Source organism: Pseudomonas oryzihabitans, assembly GCF_032027545.1.
In the GTDB taxonomy this organism is placed as follows: domain Bacteria; phylum Pseudomonadota; class Gammaproteobacteria; order Pseudomonadales; family Pseudomonadaceae; genus Chryseomonas; species Chryseomonas oryzihabitans_F.
The window spans coordinates 1-25,255 of sequence record NZ_JAVSJB010000014.1; the positions used below are offsets into that span (position 1 = coordinate 1).

The following is a 25,255-nucleotide window of genomic DNA, read 5'->3' on the forward strand; positions in this document are numbered from 1 at the left end:
GAAGATCGCATCCGGCAGCAGCGGCCCTTGGCCGCGATCTGCAGAACCTCGGCGCTCCGTATGCGCCGGACCGCCATGGCCTTGATAAGGCTAACCTCGTAGCGTGGAAAACGGCGCAGCCTTTTCCACTTATGAATCCGCAGGGACGCCCTCACCCCAACCCTCTCCCCCAGGGAGAGGGGGTAGCTCAGTGCATCTTGTAGCATCAGCGCACCGTCATAGCCGCGATAAGGGTGTCCTCCGAGATGGGCTCAGGTACATGCCCTCATCCAGACATTCCCTCTCCCTTTGGCAGAGGGCCAGGGTGAGGGTAACGGCACAGCCTTTTCCACTGGAGCATCCACTACGGGAATGCTAACGGAACGCCCAAAGAAAAAGGGGCTATTGAGCCCCCTTCCTTTCGCAATGCCCTGCCGGCTTACCGCCGCTTGTCCTTGCGCTTCTTCTCGGCCTTCTTGTGGTGGCTCATCAGGCGACGCTTCTTGTTCACCTGGCGTTCGGTGAGGGTGTTCTTCTTGCCCTCAAAGGGGTTTTCACCCCCGCGGTACTCGATGCGGATCGGCGTCCCCACCAGCTTGAGCACCCGGCGATAGGTCTTCTCCAGGTAGCGGGTGTAGGACTTGGGCACCGCATCGGTCTGGTTGCCGTGGATGACGATCAGCGGCGGATTGGCGCCGCCCAGGTGGGCGTATCTCAGCTTGATGCGGCGACCGCTGACCATCGGCGGCTGGTGCTCCTGCACCGCGTCCTCGAGGATCTGGGTCAGGCGACTGGTGGGCCAGCGGGTGGTGGCCGAGGCGAAGGACTGCTGCACCGACTTGTACAGATGGCCCACGCCGGTGCCGTGCAGCGCCGAGATGAAGTGGATGTCGGCGAAATCGACGAACAGCAGGCGGCGCTCCAGCTCGGTCTTGACGTAGTCGCGCTCGCCGGACTCCATGCCGTCCCACTTGTTGAGGGCGATCACCAGGGCGCGGCCGGTTTCCAGCACGAAGCCAAGCAGGTTGAGGTCATGCTCGACCACCCCTTCGCGGGCGTCCATGACGAAGATCACCACGTTGGCGTCCTGGATCGCCTGCAGCGTCTTGACCACCGAGAACTTCTCGACCGCCTCGAAGATCTTGCCGCGGCGGCGCACACCAGCGGTGTCGATCAGGGTGTAGCGCTCTTCGTTGCGCTCGAAGGGGATGTAGATGCTGTCCCGCGTGGTACCGGCCTGATCGAAGACGATCACCCGCTCCTCGCCGAGCATGCGGTTGACCAGGGTCGACTTGCCGACGTTGGGGCGACCGATGACGGCGATCTTGATCCCGGTAGTCTCGTCGATGCCCTGCACGCGGCGGAAGACGTCACCGCCCTCTTCCGCAGCCGCCCGCACCTCCTCCTCGGAGAGCTCCTCGACCTCCACCTCGTCCTTGGGAAAGACGCCTAGGGCGGCTTCCAGCAGGTTGTTCACGCCGCGGCCATGGGCCGCGGCGATGGGATAGGCGTCGCCGATGGCCAGCGGGCTGAATTCCGCCCGGGCGATGTCGGGGTCGACGGTGTCGACCTTGTTGGCCACCAGGAAGGTGCGCTTGTTTCTCTTGCGCAGGTGCTCGGCAATCATCTGGTCGGCGACGGTCAGGCCGTCGCGGGAGTCCACCAGGAACAGCACCGCATCGGATTCTTCGATGGCCTGTAGGGACTGCTCGGCCATCTTCAGGTCGATGCCTTCCTCGTCACCGGAGATACCGCCGGTGTCGACCACGATATAGGTCCGTCCCTGCCACTTGGCTTCGCCGTACTTGCGATCGCGAGTCAGGCCGGCGAAGTCGGCGACGATGGCGTCGCGGGTTTTGGTCAGGCGGTTGAAAAGCGTGGATTTGCCGACGTTCGGCCGCCCCACCAGGGCAATTACGGGAACCATGCGGCTCTCCCAGAGCAGAAAACACGATGGCCGCTACCGAAATTCCCGGTAGCGGCCATCGGTTGAGGATAATAGTTTCTAGCGCAGGCGATAGGCGACGAGTTTACCGCCATTGCCGTAAACGTAGAGCATGTCGCCGACGACCAGGGGTCGTACCCGGACGCCATCGCCATCGACCTTGGTGCGGCCGACGAAACGGCCATCGACCTGGCTCAGCAAGTGGATGTAGCCGGCGTAGTCGCCCACCACCACGTTGCTCGACCAGACCACCGGACCGGTGAGCTGGCGGCGCGCCAGATCGGCGTTGGTCCACAGCGCGGAGGTGGAGGATTCCTCGACCGCCTCGACGGTGCCGTTGTCCAGGCTCAGGTAGACGTTGCCAAAACCTTCGGCCACGCCGTCGTAGCTGGAGGCATCGCGCTGCCAGAGTACCTGGCCATTGGCCGGGTTGAGCGCAGCCACGCGACCGTTGTAGCTGACCACGTAGAGCGTATCGCCGGACAACGACAGGCCGCCGTCGATATCCACCACGCGCTCCAGCTCGGAACGGCCCTTGGGTATGGCGATCTGCTGTTCCCACAACGGCAGGCCACGCTGGACGTCCAGGGCGACCACCTTGCCGCTGGCGAAGCCGGCCATGACCACCTGGTTGGCCACCAGGGGCGCACCGGTACCGCGCAGGCTCAGCACCGGCTGGGTGTCTTCGTAGATCCAGCGACGGGTGCCGCTGCCCAGTTCGAAGGCCTGCAACTTGTCGTCCTGGGACTGGACCACCACCACGTCGTTGTTGACGACCGGGGCGGACAGCACCTCGCTGGAAGCCTGGGCGCGCCACTTCTCGTCACCGCTGGCGGCGTCGAGGGCGATCACCTGGCCACGCAGGGTGCCGACCAGCACCAGGCCGGAACCGACCCCGACCCCACCGGAGACCGGCAGGTCCAGGTCCTTCTTCCACAGCACCGCGCCGGTCTCGCGATTCATCGCCATGACTCGGCCATCGGCATCGGCGGCAAAGATGGTCTGGCCGTCCACGGCCGGCACCAGGCGGTTGTATTCCTTGCCCTGGCCGTCACCCACGGAGCGACTCCAGACTTCATCCAGCCGGACTTCCGCCTTGAAGTCCTTCAGTTCGGCCGGGGGCAATTCCTTCTTGCCAGTGCTGCTGCACCCGACGACCGCAAGGGCGAGACCCAGTACCGCGATAGGCTTCCAGCGCAACATCAGGCATCTCCTTTGGCGAGATCATCGAGTTTCATCTGCAACACGCCTTCGGCTGCATCGTTGGGCAACGCAGCGCGGGCTTTTTCGTAGGCCGCACGGGCCTCGGTGGGCTTCTTCAACGCCACCAGCAGGTCACCGCGCAGTTCTTCGCGATTGGCGACATAGGCCTTGGGCGCATCGCCGGCGAGCAGCTTCAGGCCTTCTTCGGCCTTGCCCTGGGCGGCGAGGACCCGGGCCAGGCGCTGGCGCGCCAGCTCGCCGAGTTCGGCGTCGTGGGGCTTGTCCACCACCGCCTTCAGCTCGTTGGCGGCATCGTCCAGACGGTTGTTCTCCACCGCCACCTTGGCGACGAAGAGGCTGCCGTACTGGGCGTAGGCGGTACCGGAATAATCCTGCTTGAGCTTGCCGTAGGTATCGGTCACCTGGGCAGTGTCGACCTTGCCGCCGGGCGCCAGGGCCGCTTCAACCAGCTGCTGATAGAGCACCGAGGCGCCCTGCGCCTGGTTGTTCTGATAGCGCTGCCAACCCTGCCAGCCGAGCACCGCCACCAGGGCGATGACCCCACCCGCCACCAGCGGCTTGCCGTTACGCTGCCACCAGGCCTTGGCGACCACCAGATTGTCGTCGTCGATGGAACTCAAATCCGTTCTCCTCAATTCCCGCGACCGGTACCGGCCGGGGGCAAAATCTCGTCCAGACGTGCGGCCAGGGCCGCGAAATCCACCGTTTCCTGGGGCGCTTCGCCGCGCAACGGCTTGAGCGCCACGCGCTGCGCGGCCAGCTCGTCCTCACCGAGGATCATGGCCCAGAGCGCGCCGCTCTTGTCGGCCTTCTTGAACTGGCTCTTGAAGCTGCCGCCACCGGCATTGACCAACAGGCGCAGGTCGGGACGGGCATCACGCAGTTGCTCGGCCAGGCGCAGGCCGGCCAGCTCGGCCGCCTCGCCGAAGGCACAGAGGTACAGGTCGGCGGGACGCTGCAGGTCGCCCGGCAGGCACTCCAGGGTTTCCAACAGCAGCACCAGTCGCTCGACGCCCATGGCGAAACCGACGCCGGGAGTCGGCTTGCCACCGAACTGGGTGATCAGGCCATCGTAGCGGCCGCCGGCGCAGACGGTGCCCTGGGCGCCGAGCTTGTCGGTGACCCACTCGAACACGGTGCGGCCATAGTAATCCAGGCCACGCACCAGCTTGGGATTGATCTGGTAGCGGATCCCGGCGGCGTCCAGACGGGCCTTTAGGCCGTCGAAGTGGGCGCGGGAGTCGTCGTCCAGGTAGTCGGCCAGGGTCGGCGCCTCCTGCAGCAGCGCCTGGGTCTGGGCATTCTTGCTGTCGAGGATGCGCAGAGGATTGGTGGTCAGGCGGCGCTGGCTGTCTTCGTCGAGCTGCTCGAAGCGCTCCTGCAGATAGGCCACCAGGGCGTCGCGATAGCGCGCGCGATCGGCACTGGAGCCCAGGCTGTTGAGTTGCAGGGTGACGGCGTCGGCCAGGCCCAGGCGCTGCCACAGGCGCGCGGTGAGCACGATGAGCTCGGCGTCGATGTCCGGCCCGGGCAGGTTGAACACCTCCACGCCGATCTGGTGGAACTGGCGATAACGGCCCTTCTGCGGCTTTTCATAGCGGAACATCGGTCCGGCGTACCAGAGCTTCTGCACCTGGCCACCGCCGGTGAGGCCGTGCTCCAGCACCGCCCGCACGCAACCCGCGGTACCTTCGGGCCGCAGGGTCAGGGATTCCTCGTTGCGGTCGAGGAAGGTGTACATCTCCTTGTCGACCACGTCGGTGCCCTCGCCGATGCCGCGGGCGAAGAGTTCGGTGAACTCCATGATGGGCAGACGGATCTCGTGGTAGCCGTAGCCATCGAGCAACGTCGCGAAGGTACGCTCCAGGTAGCGCCAGGCCGGAGTCTGCTCCGGCAGGATATCGTTCATGCCACGGATGGCTTGCAGGGACTTGCTCACGAAAGGGCCTTATTCCTTGATCTTTCAGCTGCGCGCGATCAGCGCGGCATCCGCCGCGGCCTTTTCGGCCGCCTTGCGGCGGATGAGCCCTTCCAGCTCGTCCACCAGATTGTCGTTGTTCAGCTTGGACGCAGGCTTGCCGTCGATGTACACCAGGTTGTTCGGCGTACCCCCGGTCAGGCCGACGTGGGCTTCCTTGGCTTCGCCGGGGCCGTTGACCACGCAGCCGATCACCGCGACGTCCAGGGGTACCAGCAAGTCTTCCAGGCGCCCTTCCAGCTCGTTCATGGTCTTGACCACATCGAAGTTCTGCCGCGAGCAGCTCGGGCAGGCGATGAAGTTGATGCCACGCGAACGCAGGCGCAGGGACTTGAGGATATCGAAACCGACCTTGATCTCCTCGACCGGATCGGCCGCCAGGGAGATGCGGATGGTGTCACCGATGCCCTCGGCCAGCAGCATGCCCAGGCCCACGGCGGATTTTACCGTGCCCGAGCGCAGGCCGCCGGCTTCGGTGATGCCCAGGTGCAGCGGCTGCTCGATGCGCGTCGCCAGTTGGCGATAGGCGGCCACGGCCATGAAGACGTCACTGGCCTTTACGCTCACCTTGAAGTCCGGGTAGTCCAGCTTCTCCAGGTGATCGACATGGCGCATGGCCGATTCCACCAGGGCTTCCGGGGTGGGCTCGCCATATTTCTTCTGCAGGTCCTTTTCCAGCGAACCGGCGTTGACGCCGATACGGATCGGGATGCCACGCTCGCGCGCCGCATCGACCACCGCCTTCACCCGGTCTTCGCGACCGATGTTGCCGGGGTTGATGCGCAGGCAGTCCACGCCCAGCTCGGCCACGCGCAGGGCGATCTTGTAGTCGAAGTGGATATCGGCCACCAGCGGCAGGCTGACCCGCTGCTTGATGCGGCCGAAGGCTTCGGCGGCGTCCATGTCGGGCACGGAGACACGCACGATGTCGGCACCGGCATCCTGCAGGCGCTGGATCTGCGCCACTGTGGCGTCGACGTCGCAGGTTTCGGTATTGGTCATGCTCTGCACGGCGATGGGGGCATCGCCGCCGACCGGCACCGAGCCGACCCAGATCTTGCGGGAGGGCCGACGTTTGATGGGCGATTCGCTATGCATGCTGGTTTCCCATGAGGTCGCCGGACGTCATTGTCCGGCCTGACCGAGTTTGATTCGGGCGGTCTCGCCCTTGGTGAAGGGCGCGAGGTCGACGATCTGACCGTTGTAGGTGATCTGGGCTCCGCGAGCGAAACCGAGCCGGATATTGACCGGTGCCTTGATCGAGGCGTAATCGAGGGTCTCGCCGCCCTTCTTCATGCCACTGAAGAGGATCTTGCCGGTGCCGTCGCTGACCTGCAGCCAGCAGTTGGCGGAGAAACGGATGTTCAGGCTGTCGGCACCAGCCACGGGAGCGGTCGCTGGGGCGTTCGGCGCTGGCGTGCCGGGCACGGTTGCCGGGGCCGCGCTGCTCGGCGCCGGCGTGGCGGGTGCCGGGGTCGCGGACGCAGGGGGGGCGGTAGGCGCGGGCATGGAGGCCACGGTGCTGGCGTCGGGCACCGGGGTCCCTACGGGCGAAGGCACGCTGGCGGCCGGCGTCTGGGCTTGCGCCTGGGGCTGCTCTTCCGGCTCGTCGATGGGGTGGATCTCGGTCTTGCCATCGGCGCCCTCCACTTCCACGTGTTCCAGGCTGACTGCGCCGCTGCTGGAGGCCTGGCGACTGCGTTCCTGCCACCAGAACAGGCCCATGGCGATGATCAGTACCACCAGGATGAAGCTGACGAATCTCAGGACGTTACGGGACAAGCGCACCGGCTCGTCGAGCCGCCCCAGGCTGTGCACGGTGCTGCCCTTGGCATCGGTACCGGTATAGCCGTCGAAGGCACGCACCAGCTCCACCTGATCGAGGCCGAGCAGCTTGCCGTAGGCCTTGATGTAACCCCGGGTGAAGGTATGTCCCGGCATCTGCTGGTAATTGCCGGCTTCGAGTTGCTCGATGATACGTCCGCTCAGATTGAGACTCTGGGCGACCTGGGCCTGGCTCCAGCCAAGCTCCTCGCGTTTTTGCCGCAGGATTTCACCAGGGTGGCCCCGTCCGGCGTGTACCGCTTCGGATTGCACTGCGGTCATTTCTGCTCCGACTGAAGTTGACGATATTCAGGTGAGTTCGGGTACAGGCGCTTCAGCTGCAGGGCATAGCTCGCCGCGGTGTTGCGGTCGTTGAACACTTCGGCGAGGCGGATCCCGAGCAATAGGCTGCGGGCATCCTGGGGACTGAGCTGGCTGAAGGCCTGGTAATAGCTACGGGACGGCACGTAGTCCCGCGACTGATAGGCCAATTGAGCCAATTCGAACAGGGCCCTGGGCTGGTTACGGTCCAAGCGCAGGGATTTTTCCAGATTTTCCTTGCCCAAGTCGATCTGATTGAGTCGCAGGGCGGTCAGGCCGAGATTCTCGAAGACCCGGGCGCGCTCAGGATAGAGGGTGTCTTCGGCCGCCTGGGTGAAGCGTTCGTAGGCATCCTTATAACGGGCCTGCTCATAGAGGAAGCTGCCGTAGTTGTTGAGGATACGCGCATCGCGGGGGCGCTCGCGCAGGGCCAACCGGTATTCCTCGTCCGCCAGCTTGGCTTCGCCCTGGGCCTGGAAGACCAGCGCGAGGGCAGCGTGGGCTTCGGCGCTCGAAGAATCCAGCTCCAGGGCTTTCTTCAGCGGCACCTTGGCCTGCTCGGTGTTGCCCTCCTGGACATAGCCGAGGCCGAGCTGGATGTAGGCATCACGCGCCTGCATCCGTCCCTGGCGGGTATCCATGGGATTGCGGTCACCCTCGGTCACGCAGCCGGCGAGGCCACCGACCAACAGGGCGAGCGCGACAATGGCACAGCGCGTGATCGCCATGGTCGCGCCCTCAGCCCTGGAGCGGCGTTACGGTTTCGGCACCGTCGAGCTGGCGGACGGCGATGTAGCGCTGGCTGCGCCGCGTACGGTCCATGACCTGCCCGACCAGCTGCCCGCAAGCGGCGTCGATGTCATCACCGCGGGTGGTGCGCACGGTGACGTTGAAGCCGGCCTGCTGCAGCAGCTCCTGGAAACGGCGGGTAGCGTTCTTGCTCGGCCGCTCGTAGCCGGAGTGCGGGAAAGGATTGAACGGAATCAGGTTGATCTTGCAGGGCACGTTGCGCAGCAGCTCGATCATCTGGTGCGCATGCTCGGGCAGGTCGTTGACATCCTTGAGCAGGGTGTACTCGATGGTCAGGACGCGCTTCTCGCCCAGTTGGCCGATGTATCTCTGGCAGGCATCCAGCAGCATGGCCAGCGGATACTTGCGGTTGATCGGCACCAGCTCGTTGCGCAGCTCGTCGTTGGGCGCGTGCAGCGACAGCGCCAGGGAGACGTCGATGTGCTTGGCCAGCTCCTCGATCATCGGCACCACGCCCGAGGTGGACAGGGTGACCTTGCGCTTGGAGATGCCGTAGCCGAGGTCGTCCATCATGATGCGCATGGCGGCGACGACGTTGTCGAAGTTCAGCAGGGGTTCGCCCATGCCCATCATCACCACGTTGGTGATGGCACGGTCGATCTTGGCCGGTACGGTGCCGAAGGACTTGTTGGCGATCCACACCTGGCCGATCACCTCGGCGGCGGTGAGGTTGCTGTTGAAGCCCTGCTTGCCGGTGGAGCAGAAGCTGCAGTCCAGGGCGCAACCGGCCTGGGACGACACGCACAGGGTGCCGCGGCCGTTCTGCGGGATGTAGACGGTCTCGACGCAGCTGCCGGAGGCGACGCGGATCACCCACTTGCGGGTACCGTCGCGGGAAATGTCCTCGCTGACGATCTCGGGGCCACGGATCTCCGCGGCGGCCTTGAGCTTTTCCTTGAGCGCCTTGCCCAGGTTGCTCATGGCGTCGAAATCATCGATACCGAAGTGATGGATCCACTTCATGACCTGGCCGGCGCGAAAGCGCTTCTCCCCGATGGACTCGAAGAACGACTCGAGTTGCGGCTGGGTCAGGCCCAGCAGATTGACCTTATCGGTGGCTGTGGTCATGGGATCACCTCGACGAAATCTGTTTGGAACCCGCGCAGGGCGCGGGCGGTGCCAGGAAGGCGGACTGGCCGCTTTCCTGGCCGGCGCTCATCCTTAGCGGACGCGCTCGCAGACTTCGGTAGCTGCGAAGAAGTAGGAGATCTCGCGAGCGGCGGACGCTTCGGAATCCGAACCGTGAACGGCGTTCTCGTCGATGGAGACGGCGAAATCGGCGCGGATGGTGCCGGCGTCGGCCTTCTTGGGATCGGTAGCGCCCATCAGTTCACGGTTCTTGGCGATGGCGTTCTCGCCTTCCAGCACCTGAACCACGACCGGACCGGAGGTCATGAAGGAGACCAGGTCCTTGAAGAAGGGACGCTCTTTGTGTTCGGCGTAGAAGCCACCGGCTTCGCGCTCGGACAGCTGGACCATCTTGGCAGCGACGACGCGCAGGCCAGCCTTCTCGAAGCGGGTGACGATCTCACCGACGACATTCTTGGCTACGGCATCGGGCTTGATGATCGACAGGGTACGTTGAACAGACATGTAAACTCCGAATGTGGGAATAAAGCAAAAACGAAACCCGCGGATTATACGCGGGTCCCGGTGAAAAGCGTAGCGCGGTGCGGGCGAGGCGTCAGGCGGATTCTTCGATCCAGGCGGCCTGGATGGCTTCCAGCACCTTCTCGCCACCGCGCAGGGGATCGTCGTCGAAGTCTTGCAGGGCCACCACCCAGTTGCGCAAATTGACGAAATTCACGTAGCGCGGATCCACGTCGGGATGGGCGTCATTGAGTTCGATGGCGATATCCAGCACATCGGTCCATTTCAGTGCCATGACGCTACCCTCAGTGACCTTCGGAAACCTGATTGATGGTGTAACGTGGAATTTCCACCACCAGGTCTTCGCTGCCCACTACCGCCTGGCAGGACAGGCGCGAGCGCATTTCTAGGCCCCAGGCCTTGTCCAGCATGTCGTCCTCGAGTTCGTCGGAAGGTTCGAGCGAATCGAAGCCTTCCTGGATGACCACGTGGCAGGTGGTGCAGGCACAGGACATCTCGCAGGCGTGCTCGATGTCGATGCCGTTGCGCAGGGCGGCGGCGATGATGGTCTCGCCTTCGCTGGCTTCGAAGACCGCGCCCTCGGGGCAGTGTTCGGCGTGGGGCAGCAGGGTGATCTGCGGCATGATGGAACTACTCCTCGATATCGTTGAGACGGCGACCCGCCAGGGCCGCCTTGACCGAGGCGTTCATCCGCCGGGCGGCGAAGGCATCGGTCACGTGAGAAAGACGCTTGGTCTGCTCTTCGAGCGCCTGGACGTCGGTGGCTTCCAGCAGTTCGGCCAGCCGGCCGATTTCCAGCTCGATCACCTGACGCTCCTCGACGTCCAGCAGGCGCTCGCCATCGGCGGCCAGCGCGGCGGTGACCGCCTCGACCAACCGCCGGGCCTCGACCTGCTGCTCGCGTAGCGCGCGGGCCTGCATGTCGTCACCGGCATGGCGAAAGGAATCCTGCAGCATGTTGGCGATCTCGCCATCGGTCAGGCCGTAGGACGGCTTGACCTGCACACTGGCTTCCACGCCACTGGACAGCTCGCGGGCGCTGACGCCGAGCAGGCCGTCGGCATCGACCTGGAAGGTCACGCGAATCTTGGCGGCACCGGCGACCATGGGCGGGAAGCCGCGGAGTTCGAAGCGGGCCAGGGAACGGGCATCCTTGACCAATTCGCGCTCGCCTTGCAGCACATGCACCAGCATGGCGGTCTGGCCGTCGCGATAGGTGGTGAAGTCCTGGCCGCGCGCCACCGGGATGGTGGTGTTGCGCGGGATGATCTTCTCCATCAGGCCACCCATGGTTTCCAGCCCCAGGGACAGCGGAATGACGTCCAGCAGCAACAGCTCTTCGCCGGCCCGGTTGCCGGCCAGGGAGTCGGCCTGCAGGGCCGCGCCGATGGCGACCACGCGATCCGGGTCGATGTCGGTGAGCGGGGTGCAGTCGAACAGCTCGCCGACCGCTTCACGGACATAGGGCACGCGAGTGGAACCGCCGACCATGACCACGGCGGCGATGTCCGCCGGCTCCACGTCGGCATCGCGCAGGGCGCGACGGCAGGCCTTGAGGCTACGGGCGACTAGGGGCGCGATGAGCTCCTGAAAGGTGCTGCGCTCGAGCACGCCCGACCAGTCGCCATGGCGGACCTCGACGCGCTCGGCGGCAGACAGGGCTTCCTTGGCGGCACAGGCGCTCTGCAGCAGGCGCCGCTGGGTGCCCGGGTCCAGGTCACTGGACAGCCCGGCCTGCTGGACGATCCAGTTGGCGATGGCATGGTCGAAGTCGTCACCGCCCAGGGCGCTGTCGCCACCGGTGGCCATGACTTCGAAGACGCCACGGGTCAGGCGCAGGATGGAGATGTCGAAGGTACCGCCACCCAGGTCATAGATGGCGACCACGCCCTCCTCGCCCCGGTCCAGGCCATAGGCCACGGCGGCAGCGGTGGGTTCGTTGAGCAGGCGCAGCACGTTCAGCCCCGCAAAACGGGCGGCATCCTTGGTGGCCTGGCGCTGGGCATCGTCGAAATAGGCCGGCACGGTGATCACGGCGCCGACCAGCTCGCCACCGAGGGTGGCCTCGGCGCGCTCGCGCAACACGCGCAGGATGTCGGCAGAGACTTCCACCGGGCTCTTGCGACCCGCAGCGGTCTCGATGAAGGGCATTTCCGATTCACCGGCGACGAAGCGATAGGGCAACTGCTCACCCAGCTGCTTGACATCGGCGATGCCACGCCCCATGAGGCGCTTGACGGACAGAATGGTGTTGAAAGGGTCCTGGGCCGCGGCAGCCTTGGCGCCGGCGCCCACTTCCACGCCGCCGGCGGCGTAGCGCACGGCGGACGGCAGGATCACCTCACCCTGCAGATCGGGCAGGGTCTCGGCCACGCCACTGCGCACGGCGGCCACGAGGGAATTGGTAGTGCCCAGGTCGATGCCTACCGCCAGCTTGCGCTGATGCGGCTTAGGCGCCATCCCGGGTTCGGCAATCTGCAATAGAGCCATTGGCTAGTCGGCTTATGGTTGTCGGTGCCTCGGCGACACCTGTGATTAATCGTCCAGACGCTCTTCGAGCTGGCGGATCTCGCTGGCCAACTTGTCGAGGAACTGCATGCGACGGACCAGGCGCTCGGCGTGCTCGCGCTGGACAGCGTCCTGCCAGATCGCGGCGAAGGCCTGCTCGATGTCGCGCTGGGCATCCTTGAGACGCTGGCGGAAAGCGGGAATGCCGGCGCTGTCGCCCGCCTCCTGCAGCTCTTCCAGTTCTTCGCGCCATTGCAGCTGCTGCATGAGGAAGTCGCCGTCCTGGATGGTCGCTTCGAGGGGCATCTCATGCCCTTCGAGCTCCAGCAGATAGCGCGCACGGCGCGAGGGAGCCCGCAGCACGTGGTAGGCCTCGTTGAGCTCGGCCGAACGCTCCAGCGCCTGGCGGCGCTCGCGCTCCGGCGCATCGGCGAAGCGATCCGGGTGGACGGTACGAGCCAGATCGCGATAGCGCGAAGACAGGCCCGCCTGGTCGATCTCGAAGGCGGGCTTGATTTCGAACAGCGCGAAGTGACAGGGCTTACCCATGGCTGGCCTCAGATGTTGAAGCTTTCGCCGCAGCCACACTCGCCACGCACGTTGGGATTGTTGAACTTGAAGCCCTCGTTGAGGCCTTCACGAACGAAATCCAACTCGGTGCCGTCCAGGTAGACCAGGCTCTTGGGGTCGATGATGACCTTGACGCCATGGCTTTCGAACACCTGGTCCTCGGCCGCGAGTTCATCGACGAACTCGAGGACGTAGGCCAGTCCCGAGCAGCCCGTGGTACGAACGCCCAGGCGGATGCCGGCACCCTTGCCACGCCCATCGATGGAACGCTGCACGTGACGGGCGGCGGACTCGGTCATGCTGATCGCCATGGTTCCTCCTTAGAGCAGGCCTTTCTTCTGCTTGTAGTCGCTGACGGCCGCCTTGATGGCGTCTTCGGCGAGCACCGAGCAGTGGATCTTCACCGGCGGCAGGGCCAGTTCTTCGGCGATCATGCTGTTCTTGATCGACGCCGCTTCCTCGATGCTCTTGCCCTTCATCCACTCGGTGGCCAGGGAGCTGGAGGCGATGGCGGAGCCACAGCCGTAGGTCTTGAACTTGGCATCTTCGATGATGCCCTGCTCGTTGACCTTGATCTGCAGACGCATCACGTCGCCGCAGGCCGGGGCGCCGACCATGCCGGTGCCGACATCGGGATCGGCCGCGTCGAACTTGCCGACGTTGCGCGGATTTTCGTAGTGGTCGATGACCTTTTCACTGTATGCCATGGTTCAATCCTCACTCATCAGGGGTGGGTCAGTGGGCTTGCCACTCGACCTGACTCAGGTCTACGCCTTCTTTGAACATGTCCCACAGCGGAGACAATTCGCGCAATTTGTTGACGGCTTCGGTGACCTTGCTCGCGGCGTAGTCAACGTCTTCTTCGGTGGTGAAGCGGCCGAAGGTGAAGCGAATGGAGCTATGCGCCAGCTCGTCGTTGCGGCCCAGGGCGCGCAGGACGTAGGACGGTTCCAGGGACGCCGAGGTACAGGCCGAACCGGACGAGACCGCCAGGTCCTTGAGCGCCATGATCAGCGACTCGCCTTCGACGTAGTTGAAGCTCAGGTTCAGGTTGTGCGGCACCCGATGGATCAGGCTGCCGTTCAGGTAAACCTCCTCGAGGCCTTCGAACTGACGGTAGAAGCGATCGCTCAGAGCCTTGATACGGGCATTTTCCTGGGCCATCTCTTCCTTGGCGATGCGGAAGGCCTCGCCCATGCCGACGATCTGGTGGGTGGCCAGGGTGCCGGAACGCATGCCGCGCTCATGGCCACCGCCGTGGGTCTGGGCCTCGATACGGACGCGCGGCTTGCGGCGCACATAGAGGGCACCGATACCCTTGGGACCGTAGGTCTTGTGCGCCGAGAAGGACATCATGTCGACCTTGAGCTTTTCCAGATCGATCTCGACCTTGCCGGTGGACTGGGCCGCGTCGACGTGGAAGAGCACGCCGCGGGAGCGGGTCAGCTCACCGATGGCGGCGATGTCGTTGACGGTGCCGATCTCGTTGTTGACGTGCATGATGGACACCAGGATGGTGTCTTCACGCAGGGCGGCCTCGACCATCTCAGGCGTCACCAGGCCATCTTCGCCGGGTTCGAGATAGGTCACCTCGAAGCCTTCACGCTCGAGCTGACGGGTGGTATCCAACACCGCCTTGTGCTCGATCTTGGAGGTGATGAGGTGCTTGCCCTTGTTCTGATAGAAGTGCGCGGCGCCCTTGATGGCCAGGTTGTCGGACTCGGTGGCACCGGAAGTCCAGACGATCTCGCGCGGGTCGGCATTGACCAGCTCGGCCACCTGGCGACGGGCGTTTTCCACGGCTTCCTCGGCCTTCCAGCCGAACAGGTGGGAGCGCGATGCGGGGTTGCCAAAGTTGCCGTCCACCAGCAGGCACTCGCTCATTTTCTGAGCGACGCGCGGATCGACGGGCGTGGTAGCGGAATAGTCTAGGTAGATCGGCAATTTCATCGGTTACTCCTAATCAGACGGGCGTCTCTGCTCAGTCGATGGTGGACGCTTCGATTTTTTCGACCGCCAAGGGCGATTGCTTGCTGGCACAGGCCTTGTTGTCCTGACGCTTGGCAACCTGCTGGATCTCGTTGCGGGCGACCAGGTCGGCCAGGGTGATGCCACTGAGAAAGGTGTGGATCTGATCGCTCAGATCGCACCACAGATGGTGAGTCAGGCAGGTATCGCCCTGGTGACAGCCACCGCTGCCCTGGCAGCGCGTGGCATCCACGGATTCGTTGACGGCATCGATAACCTGGGCCACATGGATACCGCCCATGTCGCGCGCCAGCTGATAGCCACCGCCCGGGCCGCGTACGCTGTTGACCAGCGAACCACGGCGCAGCCGGGCGAACAGCTGTTCCAGATAGGACAGCGAGATGCCCTGCCGCTCGGAAATGTCGGCCAGCGACACCGGGCCCCGTTGGGCATGCAGCGCCAGGTCGAGCATGGCGGTGACGGCATAGCGGCCTTTGGTGGTCAGTCTCATGACGAACTCGAGCGGGTTGCATCGGATAACCCGATTATCGGATTCCCGACCAAAAAGGTCAACTTTAAAACCGACCAAATCACTCAGGCATTATCTATCGGGGGGATAGTCCGCGGGTGGGATTCGCCACGGGCGGCCTTCTGGGTTTCGGTGAGGATGCCGCGCAGGATGTTCATCTCCAGCTTGCTGATGCCGGCACGGCCGTAGAGTCGGCGCAGGCGACTCATCAGGTGACGTGGCTTGGCTGGATCGAGGAAGCCGATCTCCACCAGGGTCTGCTCCAGGTGGTCGTAATAGAGTTCCAGCTCCTCCACCGTCACCGGCTGGGTATTGAGCATGGCGGTGGCTTCGACCTTGTTCATCTTGGTCGGCTGGTTCTGCGCGGCAAGCCAGGCCATGCGCACCTCGTACACCAGCACCTGGACCGCGGCGGCGAGGTTGAGCGAACCGAAGGCCGGGTCCGAGGGGATGTGCACATGGTAGTGGCAGCGCTGCAGCTCTTCGTTGGTGAGGCCGGCGTATTCGCGACCGAACACCAGGGCCACCTCGCCGCCCTGCTCCACCTGGGCCAGGGAGGTAGTGGCGCACTCACGCGGATCGAGCAGCGGCCAGGGAATGCGACGATCCCGGGCACTGGTACCCAGTACCAGGCTGCAGCCGGTCAGGGCTTCCTCCAGGGTGTCGACGACGATGGCGGCATCGAGCACGTCATTGGCGCCGGAGGCGCGGGCATTGGCCTCGCCGCTGGGGAAATCCTCGGGCTCGACCAGATAGAGGCGCGACAGGCCCATGTTCTTCATCGCCCGGGCGGCGCCGCCGATGTTGCCGGGATGGCTGGTGTTGACCAGGACGACGCGGATGTTGTTCAGCACGTGGCTATCCTCGAGCGGACGCGGGAAATCGGCGCCGTATACTACGCCCACCTGCGCCCGCATGCTACGAATACCCCTTCCCGCGCCACGAAGTCTGCTATCATTGCCGGCTTTCCTTATACAACCCAGGTGATCTATCCATGCAGCCCATGCTGAACATCGCACTGCGCGCGGCCCGCAGCGCCGGTGAATTGATTTTCCGTTCTATTGAGCGCCTGGACGTGATCGCCGTCGACGAAAAAGGCGCCAACGACTTCGTCTCCGAAGTGGATCGCGCCGCCGAGCAGACCATCCTGGCCACCCTGCGCAAGGCCTACCCCACCCATGGCTTCCTCGGTGAGGAGTCCGGCTATCTGCCTGGCGAAGGCGAAGGCGCCGACTACGTCTGGGTAGTCGACCCCCTGGACGGCACCACCAACTTCCTTCGTGGCGTCCCGCACTTCTCGGTGAGCATCGCCTGCAAGTACAAGGGTCGCCTGGAGCACGCCGTGGTCCTGGACCCGGTACGCCAGGAAGAATTCACCGCCAGCCGTGGCCGCGGTGCCGCGCTGAACGGTCGCCGCATTCGCGTCACCAATCGTCGTAGCCTGGAAGGCGCCCTGCTGGGTACCGGCTTCCCCTTCCGCGCCAATGACGTCGACCACCTGGACAACTACCTGGGCATGTTCCGCAGCCTGATCGGCCAGACCGCCGGCATTCGCCGTGCCGGTTCCGCCGCCCTGGACCTGGCCTATGTCGCCGCCGGTCGTTTCGACGCCTTCTGGGAAATGGGGCTGTCGGAATGGGACATGGCCGCGGGCGCCCTGCTGGTGCAGGAAGCCGGTGGCCTGATCGGTGACTTCAACGGTGGTCACGACTTCCTCGAGAAGGGCCACATCGTCGCCGGCAATCCCAAGTGCTTCCGCGGCCTGCTGACTCAGATCCAGCCGCATCTGCCGGCTTCGCTCAAGCGCTGAGTCCGTAGCGGTCACAGAAAAGCCCCTGTCGGCAGCGCCGACAGGGGCTTTTTCTTGCCTGCTGCAGAAGTCTCTGCAGCAGGTGTCGGTCAGCTTTACTTGACCACTTTCAAGCTCGGTCGGGCTGGCGTGGGCTTGGGTGCCTCGGGCTTGTTGCCACCATTGTCCGGCCCCTGGTCATCAGGCGGCGTGGGCTCGCTGTCGAAGACCATGCCCTGGCCGTTCTCCCGGGCATAGATGGCGAGGATGGCGCCCACGGGAATGTAGAGGTTGTAGGCCACACCGCCGAAACGGCCGTTGAAGCTCACGGCTTCGTTGTCCATGTGCAGGTCGCGCACGGCACTGGGCGAGGCGTTGAGTACGATCTGGCCGTCGTTGGCATAGCCCGGCGGCACGCGCACTTCGGCGTACTCGGCGTTGACCAGCAGGTGGGGCGTGCAGTCGTTGTCCACGATCCACTCATAGAGCGCGCGGACCAGGTAAGGGCGACTGGAATTCATGGGGTTCTCCTCTAGCGCATCTCACGCTCGGTGACCGAAAGGCTGGATCGGAAACTGTCGCGGACGAACATACGATCCATGTAGTCCTGCAGCGGCTTGGCCGCCCGGGACAGTTCGATGCCCAGGCGCGGCAGTCGCCACAGGAGGGGGAGCAGGCAACAGTCCACCAGGGAAAAGTCGTCGCTCAGGAAGAAGGGGGTTTCCGCAAAGATCGGCGCCACGCCGGTCAGGCTCTCGCGCAACTCCTTGCGCTTGACGGCGAGGTCGGCACCGGGCGCCGCCTGCAGGATGGCGTCCGCCAGGGTACACCAGTCACGGCCGATGCGGTGCATCAGCAGCCGGGACTTGCCGCGCGTCACTGGGTAGGCCGGCAACAGCGGCGGATGCGGATAGCGTTCCTCCAGGTACTCCATGAGCACCTCGGTGCCATAGAGCACCAGATCGCGATCCATCAACGTCGGCACGGTGCCATAGGGATTGTGCTCGGCCAGTTGCCGCGGGCACTCGCCACGGCGTACGGCGACCAGCTCGCACTCGACGTTCTTCTCCGCCAGGATCAGACGGATCCGGTGGCTGTAGTGATCCTCAGGATCGTGGAAACAGGTCAGGCGGGTTATGGCGCCCATGGGTCCCTCCCCCGTTGGGGGCGAAGCTGTAAAGGCGGGATTATCTCGCACCTTGCCGCCTGCCACCTAGTCTCATCGCTCACTGTCGGGCAATCGCCGCCAGAATTGGCGCTTGAGCCAGAAGGCCAGGATGGCGAACAGCACCAGATAGCCCAGCACCCAGGGGGCGAGACGCCAGGCCAGGGCACGTTCCGGCGCGGCCGAATAGCCCAGGTAGGCGACCAGATCCTCGACCGTGCGGGCGAATTGCTCGGGCGTCTGGGCGCCGCTGCCGGATTCCAGGCGTAGCACGCAACGCCCGTCGTTGCAGTCGCGCAGTTGCCGACCGCGCAGGGCGGCCAGGACGTCGGGCATGCGGGTACCGGGCGCCGCGAGGTTATCGACTCCGAGCGGGCGATCCGGCGCCACATAGAACTCCTGCAGGAAGGCACGCAGCCAGGCCTCGCCCCGCACGACAGCGATGAGGGTGAGATCGGGCGGCACGCTGCCGAAGGCGCGGCGGGCGTCTTCGGGCTTGAGCAGGCCGAGCATGGGCGCACTGGCGGTGCGGCCAGGCGCCCAGCTGGCGAGGTCGAGGTGGAGATCGGCGGCGACGCGGTCGAAACGCTGGTACTCCTGGCCGTGGCAGGCGAGGCAGTAGCGGCCAAAGGTGATGGCGCCCGCGCGTGGATCGCCCGGTTCGGCAGCGCCGGCCAGACCGGTGCACAGCAGCAGCAGGCTCAGCAACAGGTACCTCATGGCGTTTGCTCCACCAGCGGTCGAGCACGCCCCAGACGGCTGTACCAGGGCATGCCCAGCAGACTGGCGAAGTAGAATCCAGCGGCCAGGCGCGCCAGCAACAGGCGCCCGTCGGTGATCGCCACTATGCCCAGCACGCCCAACGCGGCGAAGGCCAGGCAGCCGGCATACAACCCCAGCCGCGCCGGCCAGGCCTTGTGGCGGACCGAGCGCACCGGACTGCGATCCAGCCAGGGCAGCACGAACAGCAGGGCGATGGCCAGGGCCGCCAGGCCGAGACCACCGGCCTTGCTCGGCACCGCCCGCAGCAACGCATAGAAGGGTGCCAAATACCAGGGCGGGGCGATATGGCTGGGGGTGACCAGCGGATCGGCCGGCTGCTGGTTGGCCGGTTCCAGCACCAGGCCGCCCAGCTCCGGCGCCAGCAGCACCACGCCGAGGAAGACCAGCAGGAAGATCGCCAGCCCGCAGAGATCCTTGAGGGTCAGGTAGGGATGGAAAGGCACCCCAGCCGCACCACGCAGGTCGCGCTCGTCACCCTCGGGGTTGTTCGAGCCGGTCTGGCGCAGGGCGACGATGTGCAACGTCACCAAGGTCAGAATCAGCAGCGGTAGCCCCACCACATGCAGGGCCTGGAAGCGGCGCAAGCTGGCATCGGATAGCACCACCCCGCCCCGCAACAAATCGGCCAGGCTCGAACCTATCAGCGGCACCGCCTCGACCGCGCTCAGGGACACCTGGGCTCCCCAATAGGATAGTTGCCCCCAGGGCAGCAAGTAACCGAAGAAGGCCTGGGCCAGCAGCAGGACGTAGAGCAGCACGCCGAAGGTCCAGACCAGCTCGCGCGGGGCACGATAGGAGCCGTACAGCAGGCCGCGCAGCAGGTGCAGATAGAGGCAGACGAACAGCGCCGAGGCGCCTACCGCGTGCAGGTAGCGGATCAGCCAGCCGAAGGGTACCTCGCGCATGAACAGCTGGACCGAGGCGAAGGCGCCCCGCACCGTCGGTTCGTAGCCGAACAGCAGCCAGAGCCCGGTCAGCACCTGCAGCGCCAGGATGAAGACTAGCAGCGCACCGAATAGATAGAAGACGTTGAGGTTGCGCGGCACGCGATAGTCGCTGATATGCCGGCGCCAGAAGGCGCCTAGCGGCAGGCGTCGCTCCAGCCAGCCACGCTCGTTGTCCTTCATGCCGCTCCCTCCTCGTCGCTGCCGATCACCAGCAGGCTGTCGCCGCGGAAATGATAGGGCGGCACGGCCAGGTTCAGTGGTGCTGGCTGGTCGCGATAGACCCGGCCCGCCAGATCGAAGTGGGAGCCATGGCAGGGGCATAGATAGCCGCCGTCCTGATTCGCCGCGCTCGGCGCCAGGGAGGGGATGCAGCCGAGGTGGGTACAGATGGCGGTGACCACGAAGATGTCCGGACGCCGCGAGCGCAGGCGGGGGTCGACATAGAGCGGCTGGCTGGATTCCCTGGAGTCCGGGTCGGCGAGGTTGGCCTGGTCGGCCAACAGTCGCGCCTGATCCGTCGCACTACGGCGCAGGACGCAGACCGGCTGGCCGCGCCACTGCACCGTGAGCTGCTCGCCTTCGCCCAGCGTCCTGATATCCACCTCGACCGGAGCCGCCGCCACCTCCGCCGACCGACCGGGCCGCAGGGCGCAGACGAAGGGCACGCTGCCCGCCACCAGGCCCAGGCCGCCGACAGCGGAGGTGGTGGCGATCAGCAGGCGGCGACGCTGGGCATCGGGCGAGTCGTCGGTCACGTCAGGCTTCCCGGCTCCATTTCCAGCGTCACGCCGAAGCGCTCGCGGACCGAGGCGCGGATGCGCTCGGCCAGGGCCAGGACGTCACGGCTGCTGGCGCCGCCAAAGTTGACCAGCACCAGCGCCTGGGCGGCATGTACCCCAACGGCACCGTCGCGATGGCCGCGCCAGCCAGCCTGGTCGATCAGCCAGCCGGCGGCCAGCTTGACCGTGCCATCGGCCTGGGGATAGGTCGGCAGCGTCGGATGGTCTTCCTTGAGGACGGCGGCAGTCGCCGCGCTCACCACCGGATTCTTGAAGAAGCTGCCGGCATTGCCCAACACCGCCGGGTCGGGCAGCTTGCTGCGGCGGATGCTGCAAATCGCAGCACTGACGGCTTCCGGCGTGGGCTGCGCGACCCCGGCTTCGGCCAGCGCCTGGCGCACCGGACCGTAGTCCAGCACCAGCTGTGGCTGGCGGCTCAGGTGGAAGCGCACGCGCAGCACGATCCAGCGTCCGGCTTCAGCCTTGAAGCGGCTTTCACGATAGGCGAAGGCGCAGGCGTCCGGCGCCAGGTCATGGATTTCGCCGCTGTGGCGGTCGAGTGCCGTGACGCCGGCGCAGCGATCCTTGAGTTCGACGCCATAGGCGCCGATGTTCTGGATCGGCGAGGCGCCCACGGTCCCCGGGATGAGACTGAGGTTTTCCAGCCCGTACCAGCCGTTGGCCAGGGTGGTCATGACGAAGGGGTGCCAGGCTTCGCCGGCTTCGGCTTCCACCAGCAGGGCATCGCCCTCCTCCGCCAGCAGGCGAATACCGCGCGAGGTCAGCCGCAGCACCAGGCCCTCGACCCGTTCGGGCAGGACCAGGTTGCTGCCGCCACCCAGTACCCGTAACGGCACGCCCTGATCGCGGGCCAACGCCAGGGCCTCGAATACATCGGCATCGCTCGCGGCTTCCAGATACCCATCCGCTTCGGCCACCAGGCCGAAGGTATTGAGTCCCTGCAGCGGGACGCCCTGTTGCACCTCAGCGACCATGACGGGCAGCGACCTCGGCAACCAGACCGTCGCAGGCGCTTTCGAGCAGGTCGAGCACCCGTTCGAAACCGGCCGCGCCGCCGTAATAGGGATCGGGAACCTCGTCCACCGCCAGGCCCTGGCGAGCCAGGAACAGCTCGGGCACCTTGCCGCCCTCGGGGCGCAGTTGCTCCAGCCAGGCGAGGTTGTCGTGGTCCATGGCCAGGATCAGGTCGAAGCGTTGGAAGTCCTCGACGGTCACCTGGCGCGCGCGTAGGCCGCTGATATCGTAACCGCGACTGGCGGCCGCCTCGATGGCGCGGGAATCCGGCGCCTTGCCGCGGTGCCAGTCGCCGGTTCCAGCCGAATCAAGCTCCACCGCTGCGGCCAGGCCGGCGGCTTCCAGCTTGGATCTCAGGATGCCTTCGGCGGTCGGCGAGCGGCAGATGTTGCCCATGCAGACGAAGAGGATGCGCAGGCTCATCTAGGCTCCCAGCAGGCGGCGGACGCGCTCGAGATCTTCCAGGGTATCCACCCCGGCCTGGGGCGCTTCCAGGGCATCGGCGACGTGGATGCGCACGGCATGCCAGAGGGCGCGCAGTTGCTCCAGGGCTTCCGTCTCTTCCAGGGCGCAGGGGCCCCAGCCGACGAAATCGGCGAGGAAGCCGGCGCGATAGGCATAGATGCCGATATGGCGACGATAGGGAAAGCCGGCAGGCAGTTGCGTGCGGTCGCCGGCGAAGGCGCTACGTGCCCAGGGCAGCGGCGCCCGGCTGAAGGTCAGCGCCAGGCCGTTCACGTCGGTGCTCACCTTGACCACATTGGGATTGAACAGGCTGTCGACGTCGTGGATGGGCTCGGCCAGGGTGGCCACGCCCGCCTCGGGATGGGCGGCGAGATTGCCCGCCACCTGGTCGATCACCGCCGGGGGAATCAGCGGCTCGTCGCCCTGGACGTTGACCACCAGGGCGTCGTCGGCCAGGCCGAGCAACTCGGCCACCTCGGCCAGGCGATCCGTGCCCGAGGCATGGTCGGGCCGGGTCAGCAGCACTCGGGCGCCGAAGCCTTCACAGGCGCGCAGGATGTCGTCGTGGTCGGTGGCTACCACCACCTGCTCGGCACCACTGCGCCGGGCCTGCTCCCAGACGTGCTGGATCATCGGCTTGCCGGCGATGTCGAGCAGCGGCTTGTTGGGCAGCCGGGTGCTGGCGAGCCGCGCCGGGATGACGACGGTGAAGGCGGTGCTCATTTATCCAGACGCTCGTCCGTGGTGATGATGCGCGCCTCGCTTTCCAGCATCACTGGGATGCCGTCACGAATCGGGAAGGCCAGGCCGGCGGCCTTGCTGATGAGCTCGGTCTTGTCGTCGCTCAGGATCAGCGGGCTCTTGGTCAGGGGGCAGGCGAGGATGTCCAGCAGCTTGAGGTCCATGGCGAGGGTTCCGTCAGAGAGAATGTTCGGGCAGGAGACGATCGAGACGCGCATCCAGCCAGGCGACGAAGGCGGCCGAGGGCTGGGCGTCCACCGCCAGGTACCACCAGTCGGCGGCGGCGAAGGGCCGGCACTTGACCGCATCCTTCTCGGTCATCACCAGCGGCAGTTCCGGCGTGAAAGCCAGTTCCGCAGCGCTGTAGGCGGCATGATCGGCGAAGGCATGGGGCAACGGCTGCCAGTGTAGTCCTTCGAGGGTAGCGAAGAAACGTCCAGGGTTGCCGATACCGGCCAGGGCGTGCAGGCGCTGCCCCGGCGGAAAGAAATCCAGCGGCCGCGCCTCGCCGCTGCGCAGATTGATCAGGGCGCTGGGCTGCAGGATCAGGCCGTAGCCATCGACGGGGTCGCGGGTAGCGCCGTTATGGATCACGGCGTCCACCTCGGCCAGGCGCTCCAGGGGCTCGCGCAAGGGGCCGGCCGGCAGGCAGCGACGGTTGCCGAAGCCCCGCGCCGCATCGACCATGACCAGTTCCAGATCCCGCGCCAGGCGATAGTGCTGCAGGCCGTCGTCGCTGAGGATCACATCGAGCGCTTCTTCAGCGAGCAGCCGCTCGACGGCGCGACCGCGGTCGGGGTCGATCACCAGGGGCACCGCGGTGCGCTGCACGATGAGCAGGGGTTCGTCGCCGGCCACCGCCGCGGTGTCGGTGGCCTGGACGCGCCAGGGCAGACTCGGCGGGGTGGCGCCATAGCCGCGACTGACCACGCCGACTTTCAGGCCGCGGGCGCGCAGATGGCCGATCAGCCAAAGGATCATGGGGGTCTTGCCGGTACCGCCGACGGTGAGATTGCCCACCACGATGACCGGCACCGGCGCACGATGGATGCTGCCCTGCCCCGCCAGGAAGCGTTGGCGCTTGCGCCGGGCGACCTGGCGATAGAGGGCTTCCAGGGGCGCCAGCAGGCGCAGGGCGGGATGGCCCTCGTACCAGGCGCGGACCAGGCGTTCGCCCAGGCTCACGGGCGTTTCGCCTGGGCCTCGAGAGTGGTGATGCGCAACTGACTGAAGCCCAGCTTGCCGGCGGCGTCCATGGCCATGACCACCGACTGGTGGGTGGCGCGGCCATCGGCGGTGATCACCAGCGGCAAGCTGTTGTCGCCACCGGATTCGCGTTGCAGCGCGGTGGTCAGGCCGGTCAGGTCGTTGCGCACCAGCGTCTGGCCATTGAGCGCCATCTGGCCGTCGGCGGTGATGCTGATCTCCAGGGTCTTGCCCTGGTTGGCGGCCGCGGCGGCGCTGTCGGCCTCGGGCAGTTCGATCTTCAATTGGCTGGGCCGGCTGAAGGTCGCGGTCACCACGAAGAACAGCAGCAGGACGAAGATGACGTCGATGAAGGACGCCAGGTTGATATAGACCTCTTCGCGAGCGGCGCCCCCGGCGCGGCGACGGAATTTCACGCGGCGGCTCCTTCGCGGACGTCCACCTCGCGATCACCATGGAGGATGTCCACCAGCTTGACGGCTTCCTGCTCCATGCCCACCACCAACTCGTCGACCCGGCGCAGCAGGTAGCGGTGGAAGAACACCGCGGGGATCGCCACCAGCAGGCCAGCAGCGGTGGTCACCAGGGCCTTGGAGATACCGCCGGCGAGGATGGGGGCATTGGCCATGCCGTCGTTCATGAAGGCGCTGAAGATGTCGATCATGCCGAACACTGTGCCGAGCAGGCCCATCAGCGGCGCCAGGGCGGCGATGCTGCCGAGGGTGTTGAGATAGCGTTCGAGGTCGTGCACCACGCGGCTGCCGGCTTCCTCGATGGCCTCCTTCATGATGTCGCGACCATGGCGGGAATTGGTCAGGCCCGCGGCGAGGATGTCACCCAGCGGCGAACCGGCGCGCAACTCGCGCAACCGCTCGTTGTTCAGCTGCTTGTCCTGGATCCAGCGCCAGACCTGGGCAAGCAGGTTGGGCGGTGCGACCCGGCTACGTCTCAGGGTCCACAGCCGCTCGGCGATGATGGCCGTGGCCAGGATGGAACTGAGGATGATCGGCAGCATCATCCAGCCGCCAGCTTTGACCATTTCGAACACGAGACCGTTACCCCCGCCGCAAAATGCCGC

General features: G+C 65.7%; 31 protein-coding genes. 1 reads left to right on the forward strand and 30 read right to left on the reverse strand.

Features of this window, described 5'->3' with window-relative positions:
• Positions 1–418: 418 nt before the first annotated feature.
• The 18 genes from der to trmJ form a co-directional block, all read right to left on the reverse strand.
• Positions 419–1,906, reverse strand: coding sequence for a ribosome biogenesis GTPase Der (der, locus tag RND78_RS19845; protein ID WP_312731558.1), 1,488 nt, complete (start codon positions 1,904–1,906; stop codon positions 419–421).
• A 78-nt stretch (positions 1,907–1,984) separates the two neighbouring features.
• A complete protein-coding gene (bamB, locus tag RND78_RS19850; RefSeq protein WP_312731560.1) occupies positions 1,985–3,127 on the reverse strand; it encodes an outer membrane protein assembly factor BamB in 1,143 nt (380 codons plus the stop codon).
• On the reverse strand, positions 3,127–3,768 hold the full coding sequence (locus tag RND78_RS19855; protein ID WP_059232316.1) for a tetratricopeptide repeat protein: 642 nt from the start codon (positions 3,766–3,768) through the stop codon (positions 3,127–3,129). Before RND78_RS19855 ends, bamB begins: the two co-directional genes overlap by 1 nt.
• A gap of 11 nt (positions 3,769–3,779) precedes the next feature.
• The gene (hisS, locus tag RND78_RS19860; RefSeq protein WP_312731563.1) at positions 3,780–5,087 is read right to left on the reverse strand and encodes a histidine--tRNA ligase; all 1,308 of its coding nucleotides are present in this window, start codon (positions 5,085–5,087) and stop codon (positions 3,780–3,782) included.
• Positions 5,088–5,111: 24 nt separating this feature from the next.
• Positions 5,112–6,224, reverse strand: coding sequence for a flavodoxin-dependent (E)-4-hydroxy-3-methylbut-2-enyl-diphosphate synthase (gene ispG, locus RND78_RS19865; RefSeq protein WP_295461998.1), 1,113 nt, complete (start codon positions 6,222–6,224; stop codon positions 5,112–5,114).
• Between the two features lie 27 nt (positions 6,225–6,251).
• Positions 6,252–7,232 carry a helix-turn-helix domain-containing protein gene (locus RND78_RS19870; RefSeq protein ID WP_312731564.1) on the reverse strand — a complete coding sequence of 327 codons (981 nt, stop codon included), beginning with the start codon at positions 7,230–7,232 and terminating at the stop codon, positions 6,252–6,254.
• Positions 7,229–7,999, reverse strand: a complete 771-nt coding sequence (gene pilW / locus RND78_RS19875; RefSeq protein ID WP_312731565.1) for a type IV pilus biogenesis/stability protein PilW — start codon at positions 7,997–7,999, stop codon at positions 7,229–7,231. Before pilW ends, RND78_RS19870 begins: the two co-directional genes overlap by 4 nt.
• Before the next feature lie 10 nt (positions 8,000–8,009).
• The gene (gene rlmN, locus RND78_RS19880; protein WP_059232311.1) at positions 8,010–9,149 is read right to left on the reverse strand and encodes a 23S rRNA (adenine(2503)-C(2))-methyltransferase RlmN; all 1,140 of its coding nucleotides are present in this window, start codon (positions 9,147–9,149) and stop codon (positions 8,010–8,012) included.
• Between the two features lie 93 nt (positions 9,150–9,242).
• Positions 9,243–9,674: a nucleoside-diphosphate kinase gene (ndk, locus tag RND78_RS19885; protein WP_059232310.1), complete on the reverse strand. Its 432-nt coding sequence runs from the start codon at positions 9,672–9,674 to the stop codon at positions 9,243–9,245.
• Between the two features lie 91 nt (positions 9,675–9,765).
• Positions 9,766–9,966 carry a Fe-S cluster assembly protein IscX gene (gene iscX, locus RND78_RS19890; protein ID WP_312731572.1) on the reverse strand — a complete coding sequence of 67 codons (201 nt, stop codon included), beginning with the start codon at positions 9,964–9,966 and terminating at the stop codon, positions 9,766–9,768.
• Between the two features lie 10 nt (positions 9,967–9,976).
• Positions 9,977–10,315 (reverse strand): ISC system 2Fe-2S type ferredoxin, encoded by a 339-nt coding sequence (fdx, locus tag RND78_RS19895; protein WP_007162423.1) that lies wholly within the window; start codon positions 10,313–10,315, stop codon positions 9,977–9,979.
• Between the two features lie 7 nt (positions 10,316–10,322).
• Positions 10,323–12,182, reverse strand: a complete 1,860-nt coding sequence (hscA, locus tag RND78_RS19900) for a Fe-S protein assembly chaperone HscA (RefSeq protein WP_312731575.1) — start codon at positions 12,180–12,182, stop codon at positions 10,323–10,325.
• 45 nt (positions 12,183–12,227) lie between these two features.
• Positions 12,228–12,749: a co-chaperone HscB gene (gene hscB, locus RND78_RS19905; RefSeq protein WP_312731577.1), complete on the reverse strand. Its 522-nt coding sequence runs from the start codon at positions 12,747–12,749 to the stop codon at positions 12,228–12,230.
• Positions 12,750–12,757: 8 nt separating this feature from the next.
• A complete protein-coding gene (gene iscA / locus RND78_RS19910) occupies positions 12,758–13,081 on the reverse strand; it encodes an iron-sulfur cluster assembly protein IscA (protein ID WP_058759989.1) in 324 nt (107 codons plus the stop codon).
• 9 nt (positions 13,082–13,090) lie between these two features.
• On the reverse strand, positions 13,091–13,477 hold the full coding sequence (iscU, locus tag RND78_RS19915) for a Fe-S cluster assembly scaffold IscU (RefSeq protein WP_007162419.1): 387 nt from the start codon (positions 13,475–13,477) through the stop codon (positions 13,091–13,093).
• A gap of 28 nt (positions 13,478–13,505) precedes the next feature.
• The gene (locus tag RND78_RS19920) at positions 13,506–14,720 is read right to left on the reverse strand and encodes an IscS subfamily cysteine desulfurase (RefSeq protein ID WP_312731580.1); all 1,215 of its coding nucleotides are present in this window, start codon (positions 14,718–14,720) and stop codon (positions 13,506–13,508) included.
• 31 nt (positions 14,721–14,751) lie between these two features.
• Complete coding sequence (gene iscR / locus RND78_RS19925) at positions 14,752–15,249, reverse strand: Fe-S cluster assembly transcriptional regulator IscR (RefSeq protein WP_312731582.1); 498 nt, start codon at positions 15,247–15,249, stop codon at positions 14,752–14,754.
• Between the two features lie 83 nt (positions 15,250–15,332).
• Complete coding sequence (gene trmJ, locus RND78_RS19930) at positions 15,333–16,121, reverse strand: tRNA (cytosine(32)/uridine(32)-2'-O)-methyltransferase TrmJ (RefSeq protein WP_312731584.1); 789 nt, start codon at positions 16,119–16,121, stop codon at positions 15,333–15,335.
• 140 nt (positions 16,122–16,261) lie between these two features.
• On the opposite strand from trmJ, the gene suhB reads away from it, so the two are divergent.
• On the forward strand, positions 16,262–17,077 hold the full coding sequence (gene suhB, locus RND78_RS19935; protein ID WP_312731587.1) for an inositol-phosphate phosphatase: 816 nt from the start codon (positions 16,262–16,264) through the stop codon (positions 17,075–17,077).
• A gap of 95 nt (positions 17,078–17,172) precedes the next feature.
• On the opposite strand, the gene RND78_RS19940 is transcribed toward suhB, so the two are convergent.
• The 12 genes from RND78_RS19940 to RND78_RS19995 all read right to left on the reverse strand — a co-directional run bounded on the left by RND78_RS19940 (position 17,173) and on the right by RND78_RS19995 (position 25,225).
• Positions 17,173–17,577 (reverse strand): ClpXP protease specificity-enhancing factor, encoded by a 405-nt coding sequence (locus tag RND78_RS19940; RefSeq protein WP_312731589.1) that lies wholly within the window; start codon positions 17,575–17,577, stop codon positions 17,173–17,175.
• Between the two features lie 11 nt (positions 17,578–17,588).
• Entirely contained in the window at positions 17,589–18,203 is a 615-nt protein-coding gene (locus RND78_RS19945; RefSeq protein WP_312731592.1) for a glutathione S-transferase N-terminal domain-containing protein, read from the reverse strand.
• 72 nt (positions 18,204–18,275) lie between these two features.
• Positions 18,276–18,941, reverse strand: coding sequence for a cytochrome c1 (locus tag RND78_RS19950; protein ID WP_312731595.1), 666 nt, complete (start codon positions 18,939–18,941; stop codon positions 18,276–18,278).
• Positions 18,938–20,131 (reverse strand): cytochrome bc complex cytochrome b subunit, encoded by a 1,194-nt coding sequence (locus tag RND78_RS19955; protein WP_312731597.1) that lies wholly within the window; start codon positions 20,129–20,131, stop codon positions 18,938–18,940. Before RND78_RS19955 ends, RND78_RS19950 begins: the two co-directional genes overlap by 4 nt.
• Complete coding sequence (gene petA / locus RND78_RS19960; protein WP_312731599.1) at positions 20,128–20,706, reverse strand: ubiquinol-cytochrome c reductase iron-sulfur subunit; 579 nt, start codon at positions 20,704–20,706, stop codon at positions 20,128–20,130. The genes RND78_RS19955 and petA overlap by 4 nt, the downstream gene beginning before the upstream one ends.
• Complete coding sequence (gene murB / locus RND78_RS19965; RefSeq protein WP_312731601.1) at positions 20,703–21,725, reverse strand: UDP-N-acetylmuramate dehydrogenase; 1,023 nt, start codon at positions 21,723–21,725, stop codon at positions 20,703–20,705. Before murB ends, petA begins: the two co-directional genes overlap by 4 nt.
• Positions 21,715–22,188, reverse strand: coding sequence for a low molecular weight protein-tyrosine-phosphatase (locus tag RND78_RS19970; protein ID WP_312731603.1), 474 nt, complete (start codon positions 22,186–22,188; stop codon positions 21,715–21,717). The genes murB and RND78_RS19970 overlap by 11 nt, the downstream gene beginning before the upstream one ends.
• Positions 22,189–22,953 (reverse strand): 3-deoxy-manno-octulosonate cytidylyltransferase, encoded by a 765-nt coding sequence (gene kdsB, locus RND78_RS19975; RefSeq protein WP_312731606.1) that lies wholly within the window; start codon positions 22,951–22,953, stop codon positions 22,189–22,191.
• Complete coding sequence (locus tag RND78_RS19980) at positions 22,950–23,135, reverse strand: Trm112 family protein (protein ID WP_007162406.1); 186 nt, start codon at positions 23,133–23,135, stop codon at positions 22,950–22,952. The genes kdsB and RND78_RS19980 overlap by 4 nt, the downstream gene beginning before the upstream one ends.
• Positions 23,136–23,148: 13 nt before the next feature.
• Positions 23,149–24,156: a tetraacyldisaccharide 4'-kinase gene (gene lpxK / locus RND78_RS19985; protein WP_312731607.1), complete on the reverse strand. Its 1,008-nt coding sequence runs from the start codon at positions 24,154–24,156 to the stop codon at positions 23,149–23,151.
• On the reverse strand, positions 24,153–24,593 hold the full coding sequence (locus tag RND78_RS19990) for an ExbD/TolR family protein (protein WP_059232292.1): 441 nt from the start codon (positions 24,591–24,593) through the stop codon (positions 24,153–24,155). The genes lpxK and RND78_RS19990 overlap by 4 nt, the downstream gene beginning before the upstream one ends.
• Positions 24,590–25,225, reverse strand: a complete 636-nt coding sequence (locus RND78_RS19995) for a MotA/TolQ/ExbB proton channel family protein (RefSeq protein WP_059232291.1) — start codon at positions 25,223–25,225, stop codon at positions 24,590–24,592. The genes RND78_RS19990 and RND78_RS19995 overlap by 4 nt, the downstream gene beginning before the upstream one ends.
• Positions 25,226–25,255: the final 30 nt, after the last annotated feature.

Coding starts and splice junctions, on each gene's coding strand:
- der (WP_312731558.1), bottom strand. CDS start 1,906: ATGGTTCCCGTAATTGCCCTGGTGGGGCGGCCGAACGTCGGCAAATCC.
- bamB (WP_312731560.1), bottom strand. CDS start 3,127: ATGTTGCGCTGGAAGCCTATCGCGGTACTGGGTCTCGCCCTTGCGGTC.
- ispG (WP_295461998.1), bottom strand. CDS start 6,224: ATGCATAGCGAATCGCCCATCAAACGTCGGCCCTCCCGCAAGATCTGG.
- RND78_RS19870 (WP_312731564.1), bottom strand. CDS start 7,232: ATGACCGCAGTGCAATCCGAAGCGGTACACGCCGGACGGGGCCACCCT.
- pilW (WP_312731565.1), bottom strand. CDS start 7,999: ATGGCGATCACGCGCTGTGCCATTGTCGCGCTCGCCCTGTTGGTCGGT.
- rlmN (WP_059232311.1), bottom strand. CDS start 9,149: ATGACCACAGCCACCGATAAGGTCAATCTGCTGGGCCTGACCCAGCCG.
- ndk (WP_059232310.1), bottom strand. CDS start 9,674: ATGTCTGTTCAACGTACCCTGTCGATCATCAAGCCCGATGCCGTAGCC.
- iscX (WP_312731572.1), bottom strand. CDS start 9,966: ATGGCACTGAAATGGACCGATGTGCTGGATATCGCCATCGAACTCAAT.
- fdx (WP_007162423.1), bottom strand. CDS start 10,315: ATGCCGCAGATCACCCTGCTGCCCCACGCCGAACACTGCCCCGAGGGC.
- hscA (WP_312731575.1), bottom strand. CDS start 12,182: ATGGCTCTATTGCAGATTGCCGAACCCGGGATGGCGCCTAAGCCGCAT.
- hscB (WP_312731577.1), bottom strand. CDS start 12,749: ATGGGTAAGCCCTGTCACTTCGCGCTGTTCGAAATCAAGCCCGCCTTC.
- iscA (WP_058759989.1), bottom strand. CDS start 13,081: ATGGCGATCAGCATGACCGAGTCCGCCGCCCGTCACGTGCAGCGTTCC.
- iscU (WP_007162419.1), bottom strand. CDS start 13,477: ATGGCATACAGTGAAAAGGTCATCGACCACTACGAAAATCCGCGCAAC.
- RND78_RS19920 (WP_312731580.1), bottom strand. CDS start 14,720: ATGAAATTGCCGATCTACCTAGACTATTCCGCTACCACGCCCGTCGAT.
- iscR (WP_312731582.1), bottom strand. CDS start 15,249: ATGAGACTGACCACCAAAGGCCGCTATGCCGTCACCGCCATGCTCGAC.
- suhB (WP_312731587.1), top strand. CDS start 16,262: ATGCAGCCCATGCTGAACATCGCACTGCGCGCGGCCCGCAGCGCCGGT.
- RND78_RS19940 (WP_312731589.1), bottom strand. CDS start 17,577: ATGAATTCCAGTCGCCCTTACCTGGTCCGCGCGCTCTATGAGTGGATC.
- RND78_RS19945 (WP_312731592.1), bottom strand. CDS start 18,203: ATGGGCGCCATAACCCGCCTGACCTGTTTCCACGATCCTGAGGATCAC.
- RND78_RS19950 (WP_312731595.1), bottom strand. CDS start 18,941: ATGAGGTACCTGTTGCTGAGCCTGCTGCTGCTGTGCACCGGTCTGGCC.
- RND78_RS19955 (WP_312731597.1), bottom strand. CDS start 20,131: ATGAAGGACAACGAGCGTGGCTGGCTGGAGCGACGCCTGCCGCTAGGC.
- murB (WP_312731601.1), bottom strand. CDS start 21,725: ATGGTCGCTGAGGTGCAACAGGGCGTCCCGCTGCAGGGACTCAATACC.
- RND78_RS19970 (WP_312731603.1), bottom strand. CDS start 22,188: ATGAGCCTGCGCATCCTCTTCGTCTGCATGGGCAACATCTGCCGCTCG.
- kdsB (WP_312731606.1), bottom strand. CDS start 22,953: ATGAGCACCGCCTTCACCGTCGTCATCCCGGCGCGGCTCGCCAGCACC.
- RND78_RS19980 (WP_007162406.1), bottom strand. CDS start 23,135: ATGGACCTCAAGCTGCTGGACATCCTCGCCTGCCCCCTGACCAAGAGC.